Genomic DNA, 22,161 nt, shown 5'->3' with positions numbered 1-22,161 from the left:
CTCGTCAGGGGGGCGAGAGCGCGATGCCCTCGACGTTCATCTCGACGGTCGCGCGTCCGGCAGGCCCCTGGCTCGCGGTGTCGCTCGACACCTTCGTGATGGTCAGCGCCTTGAACGACACCGTGAGATGGGGCTCGCGAAGGTCCTGCGTCAGGAACTTCAGGCTGCCACTTCGCTTCGTGGTCGCCGCCGAAGCGAGCCATTGTTGGAAGGCCGGTGCGTCGGCCGATGCGACCTTGATGACGAGAGGTGAGGACGTTACGGAAGTACCCTTCGTGACGGTCTTGGGGCTGCCCACGGCGACGGGATGGACACCCGCGGGCGGCTGCGGTCGCGAGGCGAACGAGATGGTGATCGGAGACACCGAGGCCACGCGGCTCGTCGGCATGCCGTCGATCTCGACGCGATAGTCCGACGTGAGCCACGGGCGACTTCCGGACGAAAGCCGCGCGTCGAGCGGCGTGGTCTGCTGGATCGTCGCTGCGTTCGTGGTGAGCGAGAACGTCACCGGCGAGCGGTTGTTCGCTTCGAGTGCCGGGAGGGCGAAGGTACGAAGCGACGCGGATGGAAGCTGCGAGGCGATGGCCGGGCGCGCGTCTGCGAAGCCGACGACGGTAACCGTGCGCTTCGGATCCTGCCCGGCGAACGCAGGGGTGAGCCAGCTCCAGAATCCAGCCGACATCGCGGCAGGGGAGACCACGATCATCTGCTCGGCGCCCTTCGCGCTGAGATTGGTGGCGCTCTGCTCGATGGGACCGATCGGTGTGCCGTCGAGGAAGAGGTGCCAGCGGCTCGTGGGGGCTCGGGTCTCGGCCGCAGAGGCGTCGTGGGAAGCGAACGCCACCACGGAGGCGGCGGCGGCGAGAAGCGCAGCAAGGAGCGAGAAGGTACGCATACGAAGGCCTCCGAACATCGTGGGACGTCGAGCTCGTCGATACGATTGTACCCGCCGCGCTTGTCGCCGGAGGATTGCGATCTGCCACAGAGCGGGACCGCTCGTGAAAACCACGCCGATTCCAGCGGCTTGGGCCGCGATGAATCGTCCAATTCGTCGTGCGAACGCGTGGCAGCTCGGCCGTTCGAACGAGCACGACGGTGAAGGCGAAATGCACCTGCGCCGTTCCCACAGATGGCCTTGGTTCTGCGACATCGCTACGAGCCCATCGTGGATTTTCCGTTCTTCCGGCAGGCGGTGCTGCCGATGACGATCTTGTGCACCGCGCTCACGGTGGCGGGGGCTGCGCGACCGGGAACGAGGCACCGAGCGCGACACACGAACGACGAAGACGCTTCGACCACGGGTTTCCAGACGCCGTGCCGGCCCGACCCCGTGGTGCTGCCGGCTCCGTCCGCGAGTGCCGCGCCGGCGAGCCCCGTTCGGTAGTCGCTCAGTCGCTCATTGGCTCTTTTCGACGTCTGACCACGTCCCGAGAAAATCGAGGAGGCTCTCGAGCTCGTCTTTCGCGAACCGAACGTGCGCCTTGGCCGTCCGTCCTTCGCTCTGGGTGTCGATGGCCGGCCCGCCGTTCGCCTTGGCGGGAAAGGCCGCCTGAAAGCGATCTTCGAGCTGCTTGGCGACGATTCGTGCGGTCGCTGCATCCGCGCAATCGGCTTCGACGAAGGTGTCGGTACCATCGTCGCTCAGCAGCAGCACGCGCGCGCGAAGCTCGATGACTCCGGCTGGAACGAACGGCCACGTGGTCGGTTTGACCGCCCGCAGCGCAATCGCCGCTTGGCCGTCGTGCGGCCCCACGGTCAGTCGACCGGACTGCAGCTCGCGTGCGTAGGCTCCTGCCTGCCGGCTCGGGACGACGACGAGGACGTGATCAGGACCGCGCAGAAAGGTGCGGTCCAAGCGCCCGACGTGCATCTGCCAGCCGCGCACGCCGTCCACTCCGAGGTCGACCAACGAGGTCTTCGTGCCTCCGCCGACGCGCTGCGACGTCAAGCTCACGATCGCCTTCTCCACGTCTTCGTCGTTGGCGGAGTAGCGTACGACCAGCGCGTCTTGCCGCGCGTCGCGTAGCGATGGTCCCGTCACGAGCACGCGTTCGACATCCCGGGCGATGTCGAGAGATGTCCCGCGGGCGAACTGCTTCCATTCGGGAGTGGTCGCAAGCAGGGCGCCGGCGCGCGGCCCCCAAGCACGGGTGCGAATCGCGGCCCAATCGACGGCCAGCGTGAGCGCGCTCTCAGGCAGTGGTTCGACTCGAGCCGCGGGCTGGGGCCGGACCTGAGCCTCTCGGCGGCCAGCCGGAGCGGCTGCGCAACCCGCGGTGCTGGTGCTGGCGACGATGAGCGCGATAACGACGAGGATCGCGCAAGTCCAGCGGCGAGGCATGGCCGCTCATTCTAATCTCTGCGGTAGCAATCAACACGAAGAAGCCGCCGTCGAGACATGGCCCGACGACGGCTCGTTCGGACTACGTGCTGGGACTTACTTTTTCGCCGCGGTGCCTTCGAGCAAGCTCTTTGCGCGCTCGGCGACGACGGCGTCCTTGTCCTTGGAGAACTTCTTCACGAACGCGGGACCTGCCTTGGGATCGCAGGCGAGAACGGCTGCGAGCGTCGAGGAGCGGGTCGCGCCCTGGATCTTGGTGGTCTCGGTGATCTGCTTGGCGAGAACGAGCGAGCGATCGCGCTGAGCCGGCGTCTTCTCGGCGTTCTGGCAGATGCTCTCGACGATTTCGCCGAGATAGGGCTCGGCGGCCGCGGGGTTCTTCGAGAGCTTCATCTCCTCGATGGCCGCGAGGAGTGCATCGTGCTGCTTGGCGCAGGCCCCGGCGTGGGCGAGGTGCGTGGTGGCGTGCTGGGCGAGCGAGGGATCCTTGTCCGTGCGAAGCGCGTCGAGGCCCGCGCACGCGACTTCACCGCGCGACTTCGTGGCATTGACGAACATGCGGAGCGCCGCGTTGCGGAGCGCGAGATCTTCCGACTTGGCGAGCTCGCCGGCGTACGCGAGGACCTTGTCCGGCTCGCTCTCGCTCTTGAGGGCGCTGGCGTAGGTCTCCTGGTAGTCGGCAACGGAATGCGCTTTGGCGATGGCGATGCCGCGATCGAGCAATCCGAACTTGCCGAGGTCCATGCTGCCGATTCCGCGGGCGAAGTCCTTCGCGATCGGCTCGACCTTCTCTTTCTCGGCGGCGTTCAGATAGGCCGCGAGGGTGTCCTTGTCGGCGTTGTCCGCGGTGAACTGGACACTGAGCTTCCGCACGACGAGCGCACGCACCTTCGTGTCCTCGCTCGTCATCATCTCGAGCAGACCCGCATTGGCGAGCTCGCTGTTCGCTTCCCAGGCCTTGTAGCCTTCGCATTCGGCGTCGAACCGGCCTGCGTCGTAGTTGCAAGCCGAGGCCTTCTCGACCGCCGCGCGCAACTCGGGCGTCGCGTTCGAGACGGGCGCGGCGGGCGGCGGGGGCTTGCGCGCTGCACACGCCATGGACATCGAAGCAATACCAACGACCGAAAACCAAATAGCCAAACGCATGTTGGCCGGCAGACTACGCCGGCGTGGGCCCGGTGTTCGCCCGAATGTGGCGGCGCGAAGCGAAGAGATCACGCTTCAGCTTTGTCGAGGCGCGCTATCTCACTCGATGCAACCAGGTGCGCCGGTGGTGCGATCTGCAGAGCTTGATGGTCAGTCCGCGCTCATTTCTTCGAGGAAAGTGAGCGGAGCGCGAAGTCGACCATCGTGGTCATGCGAGCCGGCGGGATGAAGTGGCCTCCGTCGTCCGGCGCGAAGGTGTGGTCGATGCCCGCGCGGCGGAGTGCATCACTGAAGCGCTGCGTCGGAGCAAAGAGGTCGGCCTCGTCGTTTCTCCCCGCGGCGAGGAGGATTCTCCCTGCGAGCCGCGCCTTCGCGTTGGCGAGGATGGTCGGATCGGCGAGCAGCGTCGTCGGGCTATGGCGCTTCCAGCGAGCCCAGGTCTCGGGAACCACCACACCGGTCGTCAGGTCCGCCGGCCAGGCGAGACCGTGATGGCCTCCGGGCTCGGGGGACCAGTCGGCGGCGTAGCTCGTCATCTGTCCCGGCGGTCCAGCCTGATCTTCGACGCGCATCCACGCGAGCCATCGCGGGCGGACGTGTTTGCCATCCGGCTCGAGGAGCCATTCGCCGAAGTCGAGTCCGTCGGGGGAGCTCGCCACGATGGTTTGGAAGACGTCCGAGTGTCGGAGACCGAGCGAGACGACGTTGAAGCCGCCCGTCGATTGCCCGACGACACCTCGTTTGTCGGGACTGGCGAGCGTTCGATACGTCCGATCGATCTGGGCGACGACGTCGCTCGACACGAACGAATCGAAATCACCCGCGAGCGCCGTGTTCTCGAGATAGCTCGAGCCGTAGTTCGTGCGCACGTCGACGCCGACCACGATGGCTTCCCGCGCACCACTGCCGATCGTGTCGGTCGCCTTCATCACGTCGAGGATCGTGCCGCTCGTGTCGCTGCCCATCAAACCGGCGAACGCGTAGAGCACGGGATACCGTCGTGACGGTTCGGCGTCGTAACTCGGTGGAAGATGCACGCAGAGGCGCCGTGTCGTGGGGTTGCCCATCGATCCGGCGACCTTGGGGGCGGTGACGGTCTCGAGCCGAAAGCGTTCACCCTGGCATTGCTCGCCTGGCGGAGGTGCGTGATGGATGCGTGAGAGCGCCACGTCGACCGCTGTGGGCCGTCCGACGGTGATTGTCTGCGCCTTTTCGCTCCGTCCTTGAAGGTTGCCGTCTGCGCCGCCGCCGAACATCGCCGAGATGAAGTCGTGTCCGCGATCGAGAACGGCCATCACGACGATCTCACCGGCTGGCGCATGCATCTCGAAGTCGATCGTTGCTTCCGCGGCCGTCAGGTCGACGTTCGGGCGGACCACGACGCGCCCGAAGAAATCGAGCATCGTGCGAAGCGACAAGGATCCCTCCTCCAGCGCAGCCGCTTCGGTCGGTGTCACCCAGAACACGCCCAGCGTGCCTCGCGCTGGACCCACGACGTTCGTGCGTGTGGACGCCGGAATGGTGACTCGCCCCGTCACCATCGCCTGCGGAGACGTCCGTTCCGTCGACGCCTTTGCTGGCGGGGTGGACGGCGCAGGCTGACACGCGGCGCTTGCGGCGGACGAGACGAGAACCAGCCAAGCCAGGCGGTGCATCCCGTAGAGCTAACAGATGCACGGTGGGCCTTCTACATGCGCCACCGTGCGCCAGCAGGGTTTCGAGAAACGACGCCCCCTCCAAGCAACCCGACGGAGCGCCGGCCGAAGGGACCTGCATGACTCTCTACTCCGTCAAGCTCCCGTTGCCGTGGCTCGCGCACGATTACATCGCTTCACTCTGGAACGACGTGCCGAAGGACACACGGCGCGAGAGGCTGGTGAGGCTGCGTGGGAACAAGATCCTCGCCAAGTTCTACAAGTCCAAGGAATACAGAGCGATCACGCCCGGGCCTGGCTACGCCAGTGTCTTCGTGTACCTGGCGTATGCGCATCACGCGGTCACCGTCGACGAGCTGACGCCCGAGGTCGTTCGCGACGTCGCCGCACGCTTCGTCTCCGCCGACGACTCGTCGACTGTCACCTACTGGGTGGACGTGATCTACGACGAGCTCATGGCGTTCTTTCGAATGCTCGAACGGAGGGGGGAGAGGTTCGCGCCGGCCTGCATCGAGGTGCTCGAAAAGGAACTCCTCCCCAAGTACGAGGCGATGTACCAGGAGATCTGCGAAGCGGCGACGACGCCGCTGCCGGAGACCGCTCTCCTCAGCTACACGGGTGCGTTCCGGCGAGGTCCGTTCACGGCGTAGAGCGTTCTGCGTCGTCCGTCACGCGGCTTCGGCGGCGAAGGCGCTGCGCACCGTCGGGCGGTCGCGGAGGCGCGTCATGTACGCGCGCAGCGTCTCGGGGAGCTCGGCTTTCGTGAGCGCCTGGTACATGCGCAGTGCCCAGAAGGCATACGCGTCGAGGACGGTGAAGGAATCGCCGAACAGATACGTCCGAGCCCCGAGGCCGTCGGCGAGCAGGGTGACGCGCTTCGCCAGGCGCTCGGCTGCCCAGCGTTTGCTCTCCTCGCTCGGCCTGTCCATGATGGTGAAGGTCGCAAAGGCCTTGTGGAACTCCGTCGAAATGAAGTGGAGCCATTCGTCGAAGCGCACGCGGTCGATGCCGCCATGGCGCGGCGCGAGGGAGGCTTCGGGGTTGGTGTCGGCGAGGTAGCGGAGGATGACCGCGGTCTCGGTGAGAATGCTGCCGTCGGCGAGCTCGAGCGCAGGCACGTAGCTCTTCGGCGTGACGTCCGCGAGGTCGCCGCCCGTCGCGAGCTTCTTGGTGCGGAGGTCGACGCGAATGACCTCGAACGGCTTGCCGAGCTCGTGGAGGACGATGTGCACGGGGAGGGAGCAAACGCCGGTGGCGTAGAAGAGCTTGAGCGGTGTCGTCATAGGCAAAGAGCTACCGCCGTGATGTCCATTGAACAATCGCTGAGGATTGATCACTCTGTTCATCGAGATGAACAAGCCGGACTTCGCCGCCGCCATTGCGTTCGCCAAAGTCGCCGAGGTCGGGAGCTTCCGCGTTGCCGCGACGGCGCTCTCGTCTCCGGCGTCGACCGTGAGCGTGCAGGTGCGTCGCCTCGAAGAGAGGCTGGGGACGACGCTGCTCGAGCGCACCACGCGGCGCGTGTCGCTGACCGAAGAAGGACGCGTCTACTTCGAGCAGATCAGGAATGCGCTCGACGTGATGGAGGAGGCGGAGCGTTCCGTCTCGGGACGCGCCAGCAAGGCCGGGGGAAAGATCCGTCTCGGCGCCCCGGTCGACTTCGGCCAGGCGGCGGTTGGAAAAGTGCTCGCGCAGTTCGTCGTGGAGCACCCGAACGTGCAGGTCGAAACCGAGCTGACGAACGAACGACTCGATCCCGTGCGCGACGGATTCGACCTGGTCATCCAGACCGATCCGCCGAACAGCGCGTCCCTCGTCGCGAAGAAGCTCGGTGTGCCCACGCGCCAGCGGACCGTGGCGAGCCCCGCCTATCTCGAGCGCGAGGGCACGCCGCGTCATCCGCGTGAGCTCTCCAAACACACCTGCATCGTCATGGGGACGAGGCAGTCGCCCGCCACGTGGCGTTTCTCACGCGCCGGCTCCGGCGACACGATCGTCCACCGGCAGGCCACGGCGAACGCCTGGGCGCTCGTTCGCGATCTCGCTGTCGCCGGCTGCGGAGTCGCTCGCCTGCCCGAGTACTTGGCGCTGCCCGAAATCGGTCAGGGCTCGCTCGTCGCGGTGCTCGAGGCTTTCCCGGCACCGCCCGAACAGATGTTCGCGGTGTACGCCAAGAGTCGTCACGTGCCGATGAGCGTGCAGGCGTTCGTCAAAGCGCTGAAGGAGTTCCTCGACGTGTGGCCGGGCTGTCTGCTGCGTCCTTCGTCGACGAAGAGACACGCCCCGTGATCTCCACGACCGTGCTCGCAACCGTCGGGTTGACGTCTCGCGTGGAGACGGTAGTCAGGATCGGCCGTGCAGTTTCGTACACGACGCGCCTTTCTCGTGCCTGGCCGGACGGATCGGGCAACGAGAATTCGGCCGACGCTGCAAATTTTTCTGATTGCCTGCTTCGCGGTGGTCTTCGTCGGGTGCCGCTCGCGGGGATTGACGTCCGTGCGCGCGCGCGGCGTGAGTCCGCTCGTCGTCGACGATCCGCGCACAGACTTTCGCCCGACTCCGTGGGGCCCGTTCGTCGCGTCGATCGAGACGCCGGCCATGGGCGTCGTGGTCGATGCACTCTGCGGTCCGGATCGTGCTCGTTGCAAAGCGACATGCGGCGAACGAAAGGAAGCGCGGAGCTTTGCAGCCTGCGCGATTGACGCGCTCTACGGCGACGATTCCGAGAGTTGGACGCTCGCTCGCGAGCTCTTCGACGAGCACGGAACGCTCCCGGGCACGGGCGCCGTGCACGTCATCGACGCGGGCTATCTCGGCGTGATGAACACGCGCGCGGCCCTGCCGAAGGGCGCCTATCGTCATCATCTGCAGTGGCTCGTGAAGGGGCTTCGGACGATCGAGTCGGTGATCGCCGCCGTTGCCACCACCTCGAGCGAACCGGTCCTGTTCCGAACGCGCCCGCACGCGGTCATGTTCTACAAGACCGACGTGCCGTCGTACCCGTCGGCGTACGCCATGGAGAACGTGGTGGGCTACAACCTCGAAGGTCCGCTCCACGAGTCGGAGCACAAGGTGATGGCCACCTTGTTCCACGAGATCTTCCATCTCAACGACGCTGGACACGGGGACTGGTCGGACCGCGCTCTGTCGCCCCTCTTTTCGGCGATCCTCGAGACGTGCGCGGACGACGATGCGTGTCTCGAGCCGTACGCGCCCGACGACACCAAGGTTCCTGGCGGCACCTATTATCCGTTCGACCCCCGCACCGCGGCCGTCCGCGAGTACGCCGCGGAGATCGGTGAGCGCTGGTTCGTCGAGCACCGCGCCATCGTCGAACGCGGCGAGCAGCCCGAGCAGGCGTTCAAGTGCGCCACGTCTCTGAACGCCGACGCGTGGAGTCAGGTCGTCGGCGAGTTCTTCGGTGGCGTGGATCTCGTCGCCGAGTGCCCCACGCCCGCTCCGAGCTCCGAAGAGTCCTGACTCGACGCCGCGATCGCACGCGTACGCGATCGCAAGGCCGACGGAGAACGACCTCGATGACGCGTGAGAGTCGCGAGGGGTTGGCTCGTGTTTGGCATCGCCGCGGTGCTCCGAGGGCCGATGTCGAAGGGATTCTGGGCGCGCGCATTGTTCGCGAGCGCGTTCCTCCTGACCGGAGGTGCGCGCGCAGAGCCGCAGGATTTGCCGCGCGTTCCCTCGACTGTGGCGCCTCCGCTCGTACCCCCCGCGGAGCGCACACCCGGCGCGACGGCGCTCACGCTCGACGACGCGCTGCGGATCTTTCGGGCGCGTAGCTTCGACCTCGTGATCGCCGAGGCTGCGGTCGCGAGCGCCGAAGGCGACGTGCTCGCGGCACGCGCGCTCCCGAATCCGAACGTCCAGTTCGAGTACAGCCACATATTCAACTATCGGGCGGACGGGCGGAATCTCGTTCTGGGGACGTGTGTCGGATGTGCCTCGAACGGCATCCTCGCCCAGATCTCGGACAACGCGGCGCTCGAGAACGTTCTCAGCGGCAAACTCTCGCTGAAACGTGCCGTGGCTCAGGCGGCACTCGCGGCGCAGAAGATGCAGCGGCGCGATGCGCGGCGCCTGCTCGAGGGGCAGGTGAAGAACGCCTACGTCGCTCAGGCCGCCGCGGCCGCTGCGCTCCGCTACGCGCGCGAGGCTCAAGGCTTCTCGGCCAAGCTCCTCGAGCTGAGTCGCATTCGCCATCCGGCGGTCATCAACGACGGCCAGCTTGCGCTCGTGGTGGCCGACAAGGCGCAGGCCGACATTGCCGTCATCCAAAGCGAGGGCTCCCTCGAAGAGAGCCGCGCCGTTCTCGCGTTGCTCCTCGGCGTGCAGCGTATCGACGTCATCTACGACGCGGACGTCCGGACCGCGTATCGGCTCCCGCCGGAGCTCGCGAACCTCGATGCCCGTCAGCTCGTCGATCTCGCGCTCGCCGAACGACCCGATCTGGCGGCCCTGCGCCTCAGTGTGCGTCGCGCCCGCGCATCATCGGCGCTGGTCGATCGCCAAGCGTTCCCCGACGTGGCGCTCATGATGCAGTACTACGACGTCGGCACGGCACAGAATGCGGTTCAGCCGCCGACGTTGACGTGGGGCGCCTCGCTGAATCTGCCGCTCTTCTACCAGCTCCAAGGCGAGAAGCGGCGGGCGCAAGCCGACATCGACACCCAGTCCGCACTCGCCAACAAGGCCATCGCGCAGGTCGTCTCCGACGTGCGGACGGCGCTCGCAGCGTTCGACGTCGCGCGTCGCTCCGTCGACATCCTCGAGACGACCCAGCTCGTGGCGGCCCGGCGTGCGCGCGACGTGGCCGAGACCCAATGGCGCGAGGGGAGCGCGACGCTCCTCGACGTGCTCTACGCGCAGCGTCAGCTCATCGCAACGAACCAGACCTACGTTGCCGCGCTGCAAACGTACTGGAGCGCGATCTTCGCCCTCGAGCAGGCCGTGGGCATCGACGGGAGGACGCCATGACGACCAACCTCACCGATGCCGAGGCGTCTCTGAGTGAAGCAGGAGTGAACCCGCCCGAGGGACTCCAGGAAACGGCCTTCGACTCCAATCTCGGGTGCCACGTTTCGCACGTCTCGGGGGGCGCGCTCGCTCCCGTTCTGATGCTGCTTGCCTTCATCGTGGCCCTGAAGGCCGCGCGGAGATCGCCATGATGCGGTGGGGCATGGGGCTCGTCGTGAGCTCGGTCGTCGCGGCGGTGCCCGCAGTGGCCGCTGCCACGACGCCGATCGGCGCCGGCGCGGAGGTCGAAAGCGACGTCATCGTTACCGCTCCGCCCATGCCGCGGCGCTTCGTCCTCGAGCTCGCGCCGCTCTCGTTCATCCTGCGTCGTTACGGCGGCGGCGCGGAGGTGCTCGTCTGCGACCATCACGCGATCGTCGGCTCGGCTTACTGGTTTCCCACATGGACGACGAAACCCGATTCGTTCGGGAACGAGTTTCGGGGGTGGGGAGGGGAGATTGGATATCGCTACTACCTCGGAGAACGTGGCCCGCGCGGCTTCTTCGCCGGGGCGAGCTTCTTGTTCGGTTCGTTCGTAGGTATTCCGCAGATCGGCGAGCGCGTCGACTTCCAATCGTACGGCGGTGCCCTCGACATGGGGTATCAGGCGATCCTCTCGGGGTGGCTCGTTCTCGGTATCGGGCTGGGAATCCAGTACACCGCGGCGACCGAGTCGATTCCGCGGCAAGAGTTGCCTGTCTCGACATTTGCCAATTCGGGTATTCGTCCGCGCTTTCTCGCGAGCGTCGGAGTGGCCTTCGGTCGGTGAGGCAGAGCATGCGAGGCCATGGCACCTTCCGTCTTTGGCTGCTCGTCGTCATGGTGCTGTCGTGTGCGTGCCGTAAGCCTGCTCCGGTCGTGCAGGAGGAGCCACCGCCTCCGAACGAAGTCTGGATGAGCGCGGAAGAGATGAGTCGCGTGGGCGTGAAAGTCGCCGTGGTGGAGGACAGCCCGTTCGATGACACCCTCGTCGTAGGCGGGCGCGTGGCGTTCGACGATTCGCGTGTCACGCACGTGTTCTCGCCGGTTGCCGGCCGCATCACGAAGCTCGAAGCCGCGCTCGGCGAGCACGTGAAGAAGGGCGCGCCGTTGGCCGTGATCCAATCGCCGGACATCGGCAGCGTCTCGGCCGACGTCCACAAGGCGGAGGCGGATCTCGTCACCACCCAGCGAGCGTTCGAACGACAGGAGCGCCTCTACAAGGAAGGCGCGGGAACCCAGGTCGACCGCGATCAGGCCGAAGACGACTATCGCAAATCGAAAGCGGAGCTCGCTCGCGCGCTCGAGCGGGGCCGCCTCATGGGGGCCTACGGCACGGTGACCCAGGGGTACGTGCTCCGCTCCGGCATCGAGGGCGACGTGGTGGCGCGCGCAGCAACGCCTGGCATGGAGATCCAGAGCCAGTATTCCACGGGTGGGGCTCCCGAGCTCTTCACGATCGGCGGAATCGAGCGGGTCTGGGTGCTCGCCGAGGTCTACGAGCTGGACGCGGCACGCGTGAAGAAGGGCGCGGCGGTCGACGTCAGCGTCGTGGCCCTTCCCGGACGCACCTTCACCGGCGTCGTCGACTACATCGGCGACGTGCTCGACCCGCAGCTCCGCACGTTGCGTGTGCGCTGCATTCTCGAGAATCCGGATCGCGCGCTCAAGCCCGAGATGTTCGCCACCACTCACGTCAGCGTCGACCCTCGTGCGGCCCTCGGAATTCCTCGGGAGGCCGTTCTCCGGCTCGGGGAGCAGTCGGTCGTGTTCGTCGAGCGAGGCCTCGCCCCCGGCGGTGTCAAGACGCGCTTCGTTCGCGTGCCGGTGAGCATCGACGAACGCGCGCCCAAGGGAATCGTGCCGGTCGAACGCGGCCTCGCTCGCGGCGAGCGCATCGTCGTGAGCGGCGTCCAAATCCTGTCGAGTCTGTTGTGAGGCGGCGATGATCGAAGCCATCGTCGCCCGCGTACTTCGATTTCCGGCGCTGGTGGTGGCGCTCGTTGCGCTCGTCATAGGCGGTGGCCTGGCCGCCTATTCACAGCTCAACATCGAGGCTTATCCGAATCCTGTTCCGCCGCTCGTCGAGGTCATCGCACAGCCGTACGGCTACAATGCCGAAGAGGTCGAACGCTTCGTCACGATTCCGCTGGAAGTGAGCCTCTCCGGGATGCCGGGGCTCGAGCACATGCGGTCGCAATCACTCTTCGAGCTTTCGGACACGAAGTGCTACTTCGATTGGAGCGTCGAGTACAAGGACGCGCGCCGCGAGGTGCTGGGGCGTCTGCAGCTCGCGGTTCTCGCGAGCGGTGTCACGACGACGATCTCGCCGTGGAATGCCGTGGGCGAGATCTTCCGCTATACGCTCGAGGGCGAAGGCTACTCCGCCCTCGAGTTGAAGGCGGCGCAGGACTTCGTGATGGAGCGCCAGCTCAAACGGGTGCCCGGCGTGATCGACGTCACGAGCTTCGGCGGCGAGACGAAGGAGTACCACGTCGCGGTCGATCCCTTCCGCATGCGCGCTCAGGGAGTGTCGCTCGATCAGATTTCGAGCGCGCTGCAGAATGCCAATCAGAACGTCGGCGGTCAGCGCATGACCCTCGGCACCGAGTCCTATGACGTCCGCGGCGTCGGTCTGATTCGCGACGTGCACGACGTCGAGGACGTGGTGGTAACCGAGCAGCGCGGCACGCCGATTCGCGTCCGTGAGATCGGTGACGTGTCGATCGGGCCGGCGCCGCGACTCGGCCAGATCGGCCAGAACGAGCGCTCGGACGTGCTCGAAGCCATCGTCTTGATGCGCTACGGCGCCGAGACCGCTCCCACGATGGCGGGGGTGAAACAGCGTCTACGATACATCGAAGAGAACCATCTCTTGCCGCCGGGCATGTACGTGAAGCCGTACTACGAGCGGAGTGCGCTGGTGAACGTGACCACGCATACCGTGAAGGAGAACCTTCTCATCGGCATGGTGCTCGTGGTCCTGACGCTGCTGCTGTTTCTCGGCAATGGCAGGGCCGCGCTGATCACCGCCCTCAACATCCCGCTGGCTCTGCTCATTGCCTTCAGCGGCCTCGTTCTGACGGGCACCTCCGCGAACCTCATTTCGCTCGGCGCGATCGACTTCGGCATCGTGATCGATTCGAGCGTCATCATGATGGAGAATCTCTTCCGGCACCTCGGTCCAGAGGGAACCGGCACCACCGTCGACCGAATCCGTCTCGGCGCGCGTGAAGTGGCGACGCCGATGGCCTTCTCGACAGCCATCATCACGCTCGCATTTCTTCCGCTGTTCACCTTCACCGGGGTTCCGGGCGTCATCTTCGCACCCATGGCGCGCACGTACGCCTTCGCCATCGGTGGAGCGATCGTGCTCGCCATCACGCTGATACCGGTGCTCGCGTCGAAGCTGCTGCCGGCCGTGGTCGAGGAGAAGGAGAGCGTGGTGATGCGGTATCTGCATCGCATCTACGATCCACTCTTCGACATCGCCATCGCGCACCCTGTTGCGTCGATCATCCTGCGCATCCTGCCGCTCGTCGCGTGCGTCGTTCTCTTCCCGATGCTCGGGAGGGAATTCATGCCGAAGCTCGAGGAAGGGAACCTCTGGATTCGGGCAACGCTGCCGATGGGGATCTCGCGCGAGCAGGCGGCGCAGTACGCCGATCGGATGCGAGGCATCCTGCGCGGGTGCCCGAAAGTCGGCCCATGCGACGGCGCCACGCGCACTCATCGCGAGGTGCTTGCGGTCACTTCGCAAGTCGGTCGTCCGGACGACGGTACCGACGTGACGCTCTTTTCGAACGTGGAGCTCTTCGCGCCGCTCGCCGAGCTGCCGCACGGCTTGACGAAGGAGAAGCTCATCGAGCAGCTCCACGACGAACTCGTGGCGGAGTTTCCAGGAACCGCGTTCGGCTTTTCGCAGATGATTCTCGACAACGTCCAAGAGGCCGTCTCGGGGGTGAAGGGCGAGAATTCGATCAAGGTCGTGGGGCCGAGTGTCGAGGAAAACGAACGCGTCGCCGAGCAGGTCCTCCACGTCATCGAGGGGGTTCGAGGCGTGACCGACCTCGCCATGTTCCGGTCGATGGGCCAGCCGTCCGTGCGCATCACTGCGGACCGCCGTGCGCTTGCTCGTTATGGGATGAACACCGGAGATCTGGGCTCGATCATCCAGACGGCGATCGGCGGCCAGGTCGTGACGCGTGTTTTCGAGGGCGAGAAGAACTTCGCGCTGACCGTTCGCTTCGCTCCGCAATACCGAGATTCGGTGGAGGCCGTGCGCGCGTTGACGGTGATCACGCCCGATGGCTCGACGATCCCGCTCGCCACGGTGGCGAACATCGAACAAGTGACTGGCCCGGCGACCATCTACCGAGAAGATGCGCAGCGATACATTCCGGTGAAGTTCTCGGTCCGCGGCCGAGATCTCGCCGGTACCATCGAGGAAGCGAAGCGGAGCATCGCCGCGCATGTCACGATTCCTTATGGGATGCACCTCGAGTGGTCCGGTGAGATCAACGAGCTCGCGAAAGCGGAGCAACGGCTCTTTGTCGTCATTCCGCTTTCGCTGACGCTCATCGCGCTTCTCGTTTACGCCGCCGTCCGCAACGTGCTCGATACGATTCTCGTCCTTCTCGACATTCCGGTGGCATGCGCCGGGGGCCTGTTGGCTCTCTTGATCACGGGCACGAACCTCTCCGTTTCGGCGGCGATGGGCTTCGTCTCCATCTTCGGTCTTGCCGTGCAGGACTCGCTGCTCATCGTCACCTATTTCCAAAGGCTGTATCAGCAAGGCATGTCCCTCGAGGCCGCGGCGAAAGAGGCCTCCGAGAAGCGTTTCCGCTCCGTGCTCATGACGACACTCGTGGCCACGCTCGGTCTCTTGCCGGCGGCCGTCTCGAATGGCATTGGCGCGCAGACCCAGAAGCCGCTCGCCATCGTGGTGATCGGTGGCTCGCTCACGCTCGCGGTGCTCGTTCGTATTCTCCAGCCGCCGACGCGCGTACTCGCCTACCGATGGATCGAACGCCGAAAGCAGAGGAGGGCTTCGTGAGTCGAACGCCGTGGCTCGGCATGGCTCTGCTCGTCACCGCGTGCACGCCGCGCGAGCGACCGGGCGAGCAAGCGCGTGAGACGACGATTGCGGCAGGTTGTCAGGACGCAGGATGCACCGAGCGTTGCGATCACGACGACGCGGTTGCGTGTTTACGACTCGGAAACGATCTGCGCGGGCACGACGACGCCGCTGCGCTCGAGCGGTACGAGCGAGCCTGCCGGTTGAACGAGTTCGCCGCGTGTGCGGCGGTCGGTCGAATGTACGAGTTCGCGCATGGCGCCGAGCGCGACGACACACGTGCGTTCTCGAACTACGCACGTTCGTGCGAGGGAGGCGCGATGGTGGGCTGCTACAGCGCGGCCATCCTGCTCGAACGTGGCCAGGGAACGACTCGGGACGTCGAGCGCGCGCACGAGCTCTTCGCGAAGGTGTGCCGCGCGGGAGGCGAAACCGCCTGTCGTGATGCACGCCGCACGGAGAACACTCGGCTCGCGGCCCCCGGATCAGCTCCGCCGTAGCCCCGTTGCACCGTCGAGGAGCATGTCGCGCAGGGCCATCGTGCGCTCGCGGCCGACCGGGACGCGCACGCCGCGCTGCGTGGGGCCGAAGCCGGTCCCGACGAAGATGCGCGTGTCGCGTCCGTCCCGATCGAACTCCTTGATGAACGCTGGATTGACGAGCCAGTTGCGATGAACGCGCATGAGCGCTCGGCCGAACGAGACCTCGATGACCGACAGCGAGAGGTCCACGTCGAACACGCCGTGCAGGCTGTGAACCGAGGTGAGCCGGTCGCGCGCCTCGAAAGCCCAGACTTCGTGAGCCTCCAGGAACACCAAGGTCTTTCCCCTTCGCGCGACGATGCGCGAGCACTCCGCCTGGCGCGGTCTGGCGGGCCGCCTCGCGAAGAGGCGGCGAACGCACTGCTCGACGCGCTCTTCGGTGAAGGGCTTGAGGAGAAAGTCGATGACGTCGAGCGAGAAGGCCTCGACGGCATGCTCTTCGAAGGCCGTGGCCAAGACGAACATCGGTGCGCCGGGCCGACCGGCGAGACTTCGAACGAGCTCGAGGCCGCTCGCGTCGCCGGCGCCGGCGAGTCGGACGTCGGCGAAGACGGCGTCGACCGGAAGTCGTGCCGCGTTGTCCAACGCTACGCGCGCGTCGTCGGCGCTTCCGACGGCCCCCACGACTTCGGCGAGCCCCGTTTCTTCGAGGAGTTCGACGAGGTATTCGCGTGCTGGCCATTCGTCTTCGACGACGAGGGTGCGGAGTCTCTCGATCGTCGACGAACTCGTGCTCATGCGGCCTCCACGTCGTGGCGCGGTGATTTCTTCGGCTGCTGTGGCAGACGCACGGTCGCGCGCGTGCCATTCGAGGTCGATTCCAGCTGCAAGGTGGCGCCTGCACATCGCAGGGCTAGGCGCCTTCGGACGGAATGGAGTCCGAAGGCTCCGGTGCGGGGCTCTCCTGCGGGCAGCCCTGGGCCGTTGTCTTCGACCGTACACACGATGGCGTGCTCTCCGTCCGTCGATCCCTCGACGGTGATTCGCACGGCGACTTCACCGCCGCTCCCTCGCTTGAGCGCTCCGTGATTCACGGCGTTCTCGACGAGCGGCTGCAAGAGTAGGCGAGGCACGAGGACCGAGCGGGCGCCGTCGGCGAACTCCCAATGGAAACGAAGCACGTCGGAATGCCGCGACTCGAGAATCTCGGCGTAGCGATGAAGCCACCGCACTTCGTCGGCGAGCGTCTGCGTTTCTTCGGGGTCACGAAGAGAATCGCGGAGAAGGTCGCCCAGATTCCCGAGCAGGCGGCGCGCCTCTTTGGGATGTTTGGTGACGAGTCCCGCAATGGCGTTGAGCGTATTGAGGAGAAAATGCGGTTCGAGCTGCGATCGGAGATTCGCGAGCTCCGCCGCGCCTCGCAGATGCTCGGCTTCGAGCTTCAACTTCTCCGCTTCGAGGCGATGCTTGTCGGCCTCGAGCGTGCGAAGTCGCGCGTCTTCCGCTGCGAAGGGGTACACGAAGCCGAGTGACCAAACGGCGCATTGCAGAATACCGGAGAGCGCGCCGAAGGTGATGGCGCGACCGAGGCTGAAGTGACGCTCCGGCTCGAACTCGATGTGCATTCCTCGCAGGAGGAGGAAGCACGATGCCGCGACCGCCATTCCCAGGATCGTCGCGATGGCCACGCTCGTCGCCAGCGAGCGTCCCGTCGACACGCGACGTCGTGATGCCCATTCGTAATGGAGCGACAGCGACACGATCACGATCGGCGCTTCGGTCGTCAGGTAGAAGAGGCGCGGACTCGTTCCTCTCCGGCCCAAGAGCAACTCCGGCACGGTGCTGACGAGCAGAACGACGAGAACGATCGCGCTGGTTGCGATCCAGCGTCGCCTCCGGATCGCATCGTTGGTCACCGAGTCGAGCCCGCCGGGCATGCTCGTCGAACGGACCGGTAGTCGTTCGGTAGGCGACGGATCCGAAGCTCTCACATCCCGGAAACTAGCGGCGTCGGCGCGCTCCTCCAAGCGCTGGAGCAGGCCCTTCAAGGCCGCCCTTCACGAATGGAAACGGTCCTGAACGGGCGTCGTCGGCCTGGCGCTCGCAGGGGACTGCTCGTCGACGGCGGTAGACGCTTCGTCGGAATCGAGGGGCTTCGGTCACGAGGGTTTCACGTGCGGAGCTCCCTGCGTTCGGGTATGCCCGATCGTGCCCCATGAAGCTCCGACTCGCCATGCTCGTCGCGGCCTTCTCGGGCTTCGTCGCGCTCTCCTACGAGATCGTTTGGTACCGCGTTCTCTCGTTCATGACGCGCGGCATCGCCTCGACCTTCGGTTTGTTGCTCGCCGCGTACCTGTTCGGTCTCGCCATCGGAGCGCGCGCGAGTGCATCGCTCTGCAAGAACGAAGGTGCCGATGCCCGGCATCTCCGATGGCTTGCGGCGTTCGTTGCCGTGGCGAACGTGATGGCGGGGCTCGTGGCTCCGTCCCTGGCGTGGTCGGCGCACTTCACCGACTTCCGATTCGGGCTCGTGGTCATTGCCCTCGCGGCGGCGTTTCTCGGCTCGGTGCTGCCCCTCGTCAGTCACTTCGGAATCGCGCCGGACGAACGTGCGGGAACGCGGCTGTCGTACGTGTACTTCGCGAACATCGTAGGGTCCACGGCCGGAAGTCTCGTGACGGGCTTCGTCTTGATGGATCATCTGTCGACCGTGGCGATCACCCAGGTGCTGGTCGTTGCGGGCTTCGGCTTGTCGGCCGTCATCGTGGCGATGAGCTCCCCGTCGCGGCGGATCTCGGCCATCTCGTACGGGGCCCTCGGCGCGTTCACGGCGATCACGCTCTTGGTGCTTCCGAAGTTCTACGATCGGCTCTACGAGCGACTGCTCTACAAATGGGATTTCGACGGCACGCAGCGATTCGCACAAGTCGTCGAGAACAAGAGCGGCGTCATCACGGTGGCCCAAGACGGCACGGTGTACGGCGGCGGTGCGTACGACGGCGTCGTGAACACGTGGCTCGACGCCAACGACAAGAACGGAATCCTCCGCGCCTACGTGGTCGGTGCGCTCCATCCGGCGCCGCGCGAGGTGTTGATGATCGGTTTGGCTTCCGGCTCCTGGGCGCAGGTGGTCGCGAACCTCCCGGGCGTGGAGCACTTCACGATTGTCGAGATAAATCCTGGCTATGCGCAGGTGGTCTCGCGTCATCCCGATACGGCGAGTCTATTGACCAATCCCAAGGTCGATGTCGTCTTCGACGACGGCCGGCGCTGGTTTCTCCGGCACCCTGGGCGGAAGTTCGATGTCATCGTCATGAACACGACGCTGCACTGGCGTGGTCACTCGACCAATATCCTGTCGACCGAATTCCTCGACATCGCGCGCACGCATCTCCAGCCGCGCGGCGTGCTGTACTTCAACACCACGAACTCCTACGACGTCCAACTGACGGCGGCCAAGGCATTCCCGCACCTCATGCGAATCACGAACTTCGTGGCCGTGAGCGACGAGCCGTTCAACTTCGACCGTCAGCGCTGGAAGTGGCTGCTCGAGACGATGCGTATCGAGGGCCACCCGATTCTCGACATGACTCGGCCCGACCACCAGCACATCTACGAGGATCTGCTCGGCTTCAACGACATGGAGTACCGCTCCTCGATTCTGGAGCGCACGAGCAAGCAGGCCACCGTCATCACCGACGACAACATGATCGTCGAATGGCGTGAACCCCTGCGCTGGCCCGAGCGCGAGTGACTGCGATTTGGCCCCGATTTCACCTCGGCGGAACGAGGCCGAGCTGCGTCGCTGCTTCGAGACCGTTGGTGTAGCTCCAGCCTTTGACGATCTTGCCGTCGTCGAATTGCAAGATGTCGATGCCGTGCACGTGGAGCGATTTCTTGGTCGGAGGAATTCCGGCAAAGGCTCCCTGGTGCGTGCCGCTGAACGTGCCCTCGACAATCACGAAGTCGCCGATGGCCCACGCGTTCATCGTATCGGTCTTGGCGTCGGGAAACGCCTTGATCCAGTCGGCAAAGAGCTGCTTCGAGGCCGGCTTTCCTCGAATGGTCTCGGCTTGCGTGAGGTCGTCCCAGGTCTCGTCGTCGGCGAGGTGCTGGACGAAGTCGGAGACGCTCTTCTTTTCCCAGGCACCGAGCATCGTGCGAGCCATGGCGAGATTTTGCGGCTCTGCTTCGCCTCCGTTCGTCACGATCAGGGGACGTGTTGCCAGATCGGGAATGGGACGAACCCGCGCGGGCGACGCACCGACGTGTGCCAAGACCGTGTTCCAGTCGCAGTACGAATGGAGCACTTCGACCCGGCCGTCGGCCGCGAACCAGAGCACGTCGACCGCTGCCGCGCCGGTCGGTTCGTGCGTGGCCTTCGCTGGGCCGAGGTCCCCCGTGTGCGTGCCTCTCCAAGACCATTCGACGATGGCAACGTCTCCCGTGACGAAGATCCGACTCGGCGCGGCCGTGAAGTCGGAGAAGGCATCGAACGACCTTCGGTAGCGCGCTTCGATGGAGTCACGACCGCGGGCGACAATGGGCACGCCCGCGTCGGTGATGACGGCGCTTTCGGTGAAGAGCGAGGCGAGCTTCTTCGCGTCATGCGCGTTCATGGCTCCGTGAATCGCTTCCAGCGTTCGCTGCTTTCCAATCGTTGTCGTTCGCATGGCTCTCCCGTCCGCCGTTCTTGCACGGTCGAGCAAGCCATGCTCCGCATCGCCTCGTACTGATCGGCGCTGAGCGCCTGCGCGTGATTTCGCGCGCTTCCTAGTTCGACGCGAGCAGGCGTTCCATCGTCGCTCGGCTCTCGGCGTTGGCGGGGTAGAGCGTTTCGATGCGGAGCTCCTGGAGCGTGATGTCGAGGGGCGTTCCGAGGGTGGTGATCGTGGTGAAGAGCTCGAGCCGCACGTCGCCCTTGCGCAGTTTGACCGGAAGGACGAACGACGAGGGGGCCGTGACCGTTCGCTGGCGACCGCGTGGCTCGAGCGCTTCGAGCTCGTGGAGGATCGCGTCGTCCGCGGCGTTGCGCTCGCGTAGGTTCGTGAGCTCGCGCCGGATGCGGTCGACCATGTAGGTCATGACCTCGTCGCGGTTCGTGATGGCATCGCGCATGCCGTCGCGCGCAACGAGGAGGCGAACGAGGTTGGGCTGCCGCGAGGCGGCTTCGACGTCCTTGCAGAAGCAGGCCAGAAGCTTCTTGGCGGCGTCGTTGGCCATGCGAACGTCGTAGCGACGATCGACCACCAGCGTGGGATTCGGCTCACTCGCGCGGAGTAGATTGCGGAGTGACTCCCTCACGTGGTCCATCGAAGGAGCTTCGAGTGGCGTTTCTCGATACACGGATGCATACCCGGCGGCTTGGAGCAGTTCGTTACGGTCGCGAAGAGGGATGTCGAGCGTTTCGGCCAAGGCCAGGACCATTTCGCGACTCGGCGCGGAGCGGCCGTTCTCGATGAAGCTCAGATGCCGTGACGACACGCCGGCCTCGAGCGAGAGCGACAGCTGACTCATTCCGCGTGTGTTGCGCCAAGACCGTAGGAGTGCGCCTACGGTCGAGGTCTGCCCGGCATTGCTCATCACCTGACTTTACCTCCGCACTCCGCGACGAAGGCAAGGAGGTCGCGATTCAGGCGCTCGCGATGGGTCATGTAGAGGCCGTGCGGGGCGTTCTCGTAGACTTCGAGGCGACTGTTCGGCACGAGCTGCGCGGCGCGCTTCGGGCCGAGAGCTAGCGAGATCGACGCGTCATGGGTGCCGTGGATGAAGATCGTGGGCACGTCGATGGCGCGCATCTCCTCACGGAAGTCGGTGTCGGAGACCGCCATGTTGCACGCGATGAGCGTGCGTACGGACGTCGAGAGCATATCGGCCTTCGTCCATTCCACGAGGCCCTCGGAGATCGCGCTGCCGGGGAGGCCTTTGCCCACGTAGGCGTCCGTACTGTCGTCCATCCAGCGCGTGAAGTCTTCGCGCCAGCGAGCGCGCGTCGCCTCGAAGAACTGCACGTCGACACCTTCCGGGTTGTCGTCGGTCTTGCGCAGGAAAGGAAGGATCGTTCCGACGAGCGCCAGGCCGGCCACGCGGCCCCGACCATGGCGTCCGAAGTAGCGGACAGCCTCCCCGGAGCCCATCGAATGCCCGACGATCACGAGATCGCGAAGGTCGAGCTTCTCCACGAGGCGCGCCACGTCGTCGGCCAGCGTGTCGAAGTCGTAGCCGTCGTCGGGTTCGTCCGAGCGGCCATGACCGCGTCGGTCGAGCGCGATGCACCGGTGGCCCTGCCGTTCGAGCTCGACCATCTGATACTGCCACATCACGGAGCTGAGCGACCAGCTCGAGAGAAACAGGATGGGGCGCTTCGTCCGATTCTCGCGTCCCCAGTCTCGGTAGAAGAGTCGCGTTCCGTCGTTTGCTTCGAAGAAGGGCATGGTGTCGTCTCCTTTCGAA

At 65.6% G+C, this 22,161-nt stretch carries 22 protein-coding genes; 12 read left to right on the top strand and 10 right to left on the bottom strand.

Going from position 1 to position 22,161, the window contains the following annotated elements:
* Positions 1-4 precede the first annotated feature (4 nt).
* A complete protein-coding gene (locus tag AKJ09_RS02610; protein ID WP_146645595.1) occupies positions 5-895 on the bottom strand; it encodes a hypothetical protein in 891 nt (296 codons plus the stop codon).
* Between the two features lie 270 nt (positions 896-1,165).
* Here AKJ09_RS02610 and AKJ09_RS02605 point away from each other — a divergent pair, with 270 nt between their 5' ends.
* A complete protein-coding gene (locus tag AKJ09_RS02605; RefSeq protein ID WP_146645594.1) occupies positions 1,166-1,384 on the top strand; it encodes a hypothetical protein in 219 nt (72 codons plus the stop codon).
* A gap of 12 nt (positions 1,385-1,396) precedes the next feature.
* On the opposite strand, the gene AKJ09_RS02600 is transcribed toward AKJ09_RS02605, so the two are convergent.
* From AKJ09_RS02600 to AKJ09_RS02590, 3 genes are all read right to left on the bottom strand, one after another.
* Entirely contained in the window at positions 1,397-2,341 is a 945-nt protein-coding gene (locus tag AKJ09_RS02600) for a hypothetical protein (RefSeq protein ID WP_146645593.1), read from the bottom strand.
* A 96-nt stretch (positions 2,342-2,437) separates the two neighbouring features.
* On the bottom strand, positions 2,438-3,487 hold the full coding sequence (locus AKJ09_RS02595; RefSeq protein WP_146645592.1) for a hypothetical protein: 1,050 nt from the start codon (positions 3,485-3,487) through the stop codon (positions 2,438-2,440).
* A 161-nt stretch (positions 3,488-3,648) separates the two neighbouring features.
* On the bottom strand, positions 3,649-4,905 hold the full coding sequence (locus AKJ09_RS02590; protein WP_205633575.1) for an alpha/beta hydrolase: 1,257 nt from the start codon (positions 4,903-4,905) through the stop codon (positions 3,649-3,651).
* On the opposite strand from AKJ09_RS02590, the gene AKJ09_RS54095 reads away from it, so the two are divergent.
* Positions 4,892-5,089 (top strand): hypothetical protein, encoded by a 198-nt coding sequence (locus AKJ09_RS54095; RefSeq protein ID WP_205633574.1) that lies wholly within the window; start codon positions 4,892-4,894, stop codon positions 5,087-5,089. The genes AKJ09_RS02590 and AKJ09_RS54095 overlap by 14 nt on opposite strands.
* A 172-nt stretch (positions 5,090-5,261) precedes the next feature.
* Positions 5,262-5,792: a hypothetical protein gene (locus AKJ09_RS02585; protein WP_146645590.1), complete on the top strand. Its 531-nt coding sequence runs from the start codon at positions 5,262-5,264 to the stop codon at positions 5,790-5,792.
* Positions 5,793-5,810: 18 nt separating this feature from the next.
* Here the strand turns inward: AKJ09_RS02585 and AKJ09_RS02580 are convergent, their stop codons facing one another.
* A complete protein-coding gene (locus AKJ09_RS02580) occupies positions 5,811-6,425 on the bottom strand; it encodes a glutathione S-transferase N-terminal domain-containing protein (protein ID WP_169927195.1) in 615 nt (204 codons plus the stop codon).
* 46 nt (positions 6,426-6,471) lie between these two features.
* Between AKJ09_RS02580 and AKJ09_RS02575 the strand changes: the two genes are divergently transcribed.
* The 8 genes from AKJ09_RS02575 to AKJ09_RS02540 all read left to right on the top strand — a co-directional run bounded on the left by AKJ09_RS02575 (position 6,472) and on the right by AKJ09_RS02540 (position 15,726).
* Complete coding sequence (locus tag AKJ09_RS02575) at positions 6,472-7,431, top strand: LysR family transcriptional regulator (RefSeq protein WP_169927194.1); 960 nt, start codon at positions 6,472-6,474, stop codon at positions 7,429-7,431.
* Positions 7,432-7,638: 207 nt separating this feature from the next.
* Entirely contained in the window at positions 7,639-8,622 is a 984-nt protein-coding gene (locus AKJ09_RS02570; protein ID WP_146645587.1) for a hypothetical protein, read from the top strand.
* A gap of 120 nt (positions 8,623-8,742) precedes the next feature.
* A complete protein-coding gene (locus tag AKJ09_RS02565) occupies positions 8,743-10,131 on the top strand; it encodes a TolC family protein (RefSeq protein ID WP_205633573.1) in 1,389 nt (462 codons plus the stop codon).
* Positions 10,128-10,322 carry a hypothetical protein gene (locus AKJ09_RS02560; protein WP_146645585.1) on the top strand — a complete coding sequence of 65 codons (195 nt, stop codon included), beginning with the start codon at positions 10,128-10,130 and terminating at the stop codon, positions 10,320-10,322. The genes AKJ09_RS02565 and AKJ09_RS02560 overlap by 4 nt, the downstream gene beginning before the upstream one ends.
* Positions 10,319-10,939 carry a DUF3575 domain-containing protein gene (locus tag AKJ09_RS02555; RefSeq protein ID WP_146645584.1) on the top strand — a complete coding sequence of 207 codons (621 nt, stop codon included), beginning with the start codon at positions 10,319-10,321 and terminating at the stop codon, positions 10,937-10,939. The genes AKJ09_RS02560 and AKJ09_RS02555 overlap by 4 nt, the downstream gene beginning before the upstream one ends.
* 8 nt (positions 10,940-10,947) lie before the next feature.
* Positions 10,948-12,087, top strand: a complete 1,140-nt coding sequence (locus AKJ09_RS02550) for an efflux RND transporter periplasmic adaptor subunit (RefSeq protein WP_146645583.1) — start codon at positions 10,948-10,950, stop codon at positions 12,085-12,087.
* 7 nt (positions 12,088-12,094) lie between these two features.
* Positions 12,095-15,205: an efflux RND transporter permease subunit gene (locus tag AKJ09_RS02545; protein WP_146645582.1), complete on the top strand. Its 3,111-nt coding sequence runs from the start codon at positions 12,095-12,097 to the stop codon at positions 15,203-15,205.
* Positions 15,202-15,726 (top strand): tetratricopeptide repeat protein, encoded by a 525-nt coding sequence (locus tag AKJ09_RS02540; RefSeq protein ID WP_146645581.1) that lies wholly within the window; start codon positions 15,202-15,204, stop codon positions 15,724-15,726. The genes AKJ09_RS02545 and AKJ09_RS02540 overlap by 4 nt, the downstream gene beginning before the upstream one ends.
* On the opposite strand, the gene AKJ09_RS02535 is transcribed toward AKJ09_RS02540, so the two are convergent.
* Both AKJ09_RS02535 and AKJ09_RS02530 read right to left on the bottom strand, forming a co-directional pair.
* On the bottom strand, positions 15,712-16,506 hold the full coding sequence (locus AKJ09_RS02535; RefSeq protein WP_169927193.1) for a LytR/AlgR family response regulator transcription factor: 795 nt from the start codon (positions 16,504-16,506) through the stop codon (positions 15,712-15,714). The genes AKJ09_RS02540 and AKJ09_RS02535 overlap by 15 nt on opposite strands.
* A complete protein-coding gene (locus AKJ09_RS02530; protein ID WP_146645579.1) occupies positions 16,503-17,699 on the bottom strand; it encodes a sensor histidine kinase in 1,197 nt (398 codons plus the stop codon). The genes AKJ09_RS02535 and AKJ09_RS02530 overlap by 4 nt, the downstream gene beginning before the upstream one ends.
* A 224-nt stretch (positions 17,700-17,923) precedes the next feature.
* Here AKJ09_RS02530 and AKJ09_RS02525 point away from each other — a divergent pair, with 224 nt between their 5' ends.
* On the top strand, positions 17,924-19,462 hold the full coding sequence (locus tag AKJ09_RS02525; protein ID WP_146645578.1) for a spermine/spermidine synthase domain-containing protein: 1,539 nt from the start codon (positions 17,924-17,926) through the stop codon (positions 19,460-19,462).
* A gap of 19 nt (positions 19,463-19,481) precedes the next feature.
* Here AKJ09_RS02525 and AKJ09_RS02520 read toward each other — a convergent pair whose 3' ends face one another.
* The 3 genes from AKJ09_RS02520 to AKJ09_RS02510 all read right to left on the bottom strand — a co-directional run bounded on the left by AKJ09_RS02520 (position 19,482) and on the right by AKJ09_RS02510 (position 22,142).
* Positions 19,482-20,381: a nuclear transport factor 2 family protein gene (locus AKJ09_RS02520; protein ID WP_146645577.1), complete on the bottom strand. Its 900-nt coding sequence runs from the start codon at positions 20,379-20,381 to the stop codon at positions 19,482-19,484.
* A 100-nt stretch (positions 20,382-20,481) separates the two neighbouring features.
* Positions 20,482-21,291 carry a helix-turn-helix domain-containing protein gene (locus tag AKJ09_RS02515; protein ID WP_146645576.1) on the bottom strand — a complete coding sequence of 270 codons (810 nt, stop codon included), beginning with the start codon at positions 21,289-21,291 and terminating at the stop codon, positions 20,482-20,484.
* On the bottom strand, positions 21,291-22,142 hold the full coding sequence (locus tag AKJ09_RS02510) for an alpha/beta fold hydrolase (RefSeq protein WP_146645575.1): 852 nt from the start codon (positions 22,140-22,142) through the stop codon (positions 21,291-21,293). The genes AKJ09_RS02515 and AKJ09_RS02510 overlap by 1 nt, the downstream gene beginning before the upstream one ends.
* Positions 22,143-22,161 lie beyond the last annotated feature (19 nt).

The organism is Labilithrix luteola (genome assembly GCF_001263205.1).
Taxonomy (GTDB): domain Bacteria; phylum Myxococcota_A; class Polyangia; order Polyangiales; family Polyangiaceae; genus Labilithrix; species Labilithrix luteola.
This window is presented reverse-complemented; position numbering and strand designations above follow the sequence as displayed.

Bases quoted from the DNA above. Each gene is read 5' to 3' on its own strand.
- AKJ09_RS02565 (WP_205633573.1), top strand. From the start codon at position 8,743: ATGTCGAAGGGATTCTGGGCGCGCGCATTGTTCGCGAGCGCGTTCCTC.
- AKJ09_RS02510 (WP_146645575.1), bottom strand. From the start codon at position 22,142: ATGCCCTTCTTCGAAGCAAACGACGGAACGCGACTCTTCTACCGAGAC.
- AKJ09_RS02600 (WP_146645593.1), bottom strand. From the start codon at position 2,341: ATGCCTCGCCGCTGGACTTGCGCGATCCTCGTCGTTATCGCGCTCATC.
- AKJ09_RS02515 (WP_146645576.1), bottom strand. From the start codon at position 21,291: ATGAGCAATGCCGGGCAGACCTCGACCGTAGGCGCACTCCTACGGTCT.
- AKJ09_RS02525 (WP_146645578.1), top strand. From the start codon at position 17,924: ATGAAGCTCCGACTCGCCATGCTCGTCGCGGCCTTCTCGGGCTTCGTC.
- AKJ09_RS02545 (WP_146645582.1), top strand. From the start codon at position 12,095: ATGATCGAAGCCATCGTCGCCCGCGTACTTCGATTTCCGGCGCTGGTG.
- AKJ09_RS02560 (WP_146645585.1), top strand. From the start codon at position 10,128: ATGACGACCAACCTCACCGATGCCGAGGCGTCTCTGAGTGAAGCAGGA.
- AKJ09_RS02595 (WP_146645592.1), bottom strand. From the start codon at position 3,487: ATGCGTTTGGCTATTTGGTTTTCGGTCGTTGGTATTGCTTCGATGTCC.
- AKJ09_RS02535 (WP_169927193.1), bottom strand. From the start codon at position 16,506: ATGAGCACGAGTTCGTCGACGATCGAGAGACTCCGCACCCTCGTCGTC.
- AKJ09_RS02610 (WP_146645595.1), bottom strand. From the start codon at position 895: ATGCGTACCTTCTCGCTCCTTGCTGCGCTTCTCGCCGCCGCCGCCTCC.
- AKJ09_RS02555 (WP_146645584.1), top strand. From the start codon at position 10,319: ATGATGCGGTGGGGCATGGGGCTCGTCGTGAGCTCGGTCGTCGCGGCG.
- AKJ09_RS02550 (WP_146645583.1), top strand. From the start codon at position 10,948: ATGCGAGGCCATGGCACCTTCCGTCTTTGGCTGCTCGTCGTCATGGTG.
- AKJ09_RS02580 (WP_169927195.1), bottom strand. From the start codon at position 6,425: ATGACGACACCGCTCAAGCTCTTCTACGCCACCGGCGTTTGCTCCCTC.
- AKJ09_RS02520 (WP_146645577.1), bottom strand. From the start codon at position 20,381: ATGCGAACGACAACGATTGGAAAGCAGCGAACGCTGGAAGCGATTCAC.
- AKJ09_RS02585 (WP_146645590.1), top strand. From the start codon at position 5,262: ATGACTCTCTACTCCGTCAAGCTCCCGTTGCCGTGGCTCGCGCACGAT.